This is a genomic window from Bacillus cereus group sp. BfR-BA-01379, from assembly GCF_022663605.1.
GTDB classification, from domain to species: Bacteria; Bacillota; Bacilli; order Bacillales; family Bacillaceae_G; genus Bacillus_A; species Bacillus_A mobilis.
In genome coordinates, this window is the sequence record NZ_JAKUFT010000188.1 from 1 (window position 1) to 617 (window position 617).

Below are 617 nucleotides of genomic sequence, written 5' to 3' on the forward strand. Positions count from 1 at the left end.
TAGGGGTTCGACTCCTCTCGGGCGCGCTTTTATTAACGGGAAGTGGCTCAGCTTGGTAGAGCACCTGGTTTGGGACCAGGGGGTCGCAGGTTCAAATCCTGTCTTCCCGATTTTCCAAAAACATGGGGCCTTAGCTCAGCTGGGAGAGCGCCTGCCTTGCACGCAGGAGGTCAGCGGTTCGATCCCGCTAGGCTCCACTTATTTTAATATCTTTTATGGCGGTGTAGCTCAGCTGGCTAGAGCGTACGGTTCATACCCGTGAGGTCGGGGGTTCGATCCCCTCCGCCGCTACCATAAAGGACCTTTAGCTCAGCTGGTTAGAGCAGACGGCTCATAACCGTCCGGTCGTAGGTTCGAGTCCTACAAGGTCCACCATTAGACGTTTCTATCTCGGAGGTATACCCAAGTTCGGCTGAAGGGATCGGTCTTGAAAACCGACAGGCGGCGAGAGTCGCGCGGGGGTTCGAATCCCTCTACCTCCTCCATTTTTTCTAAATTAAATATTTTATCATCGCGGGGTGGAGCAGCACGGTAGCTCGTCGGGCTCATAACCCGAAGGTCGCAGGTTCAAATCCTGTCCCCGCAACCAAATGGTCCCGTGGTGTAGTGGTTAACAT

At 54.5% G+C, this 617-nt stretch carries 6 tRNA genes; all 6 read left to right on the forward strand.

Going from position 1 to position 617, the window contains the following annotated elements:
- Window positions 1–36 precede the first annotated feature (36 nt).
- The 6 genes from MR113_RS27340 to MR113_RS27365 all read left to right on the forward strand — a co-directional run bounded on the left by MR113_RS27340 (window position 37) and on the right by MR113_RS27365 (window position 589).
- Window positions 37–110, forward strand: a tRNA-Pro gene (locus MR113_RS27340).
- Window positions 111–124: 14 nt separating this feature from the next.
- A tRNA-Ala gene (locus MR113_RS27345) sits at window positions 125–197 on the forward strand.
- A 20-nt stretch (window positions 198–217) separates the two neighbouring features.
- Window positions 218–294, forward strand: a tRNA-Met gene (locus MR113_RS27350).
- A 4-nt stretch (window positions 295–298) separates the two neighbouring features.
- Window positions 299–375: transfer RNA gene (locus MR113_RS27355), tRNA-Ile, on the forward strand.
- A 17-nt stretch (window positions 376–392) separates the two neighbouring features.
- A tRNA-Ser gene (locus MR113_RS27360) sits at window positions 393–485 on the forward strand.
- A 27-nt stretch (window positions 486–512) separates the two neighbouring features.
- Window positions 513–589 (forward strand) — tRNA-Met (locus tag MR113_RS27365).
- Window positions 590–617: the final 28 nt, after the last annotated feature.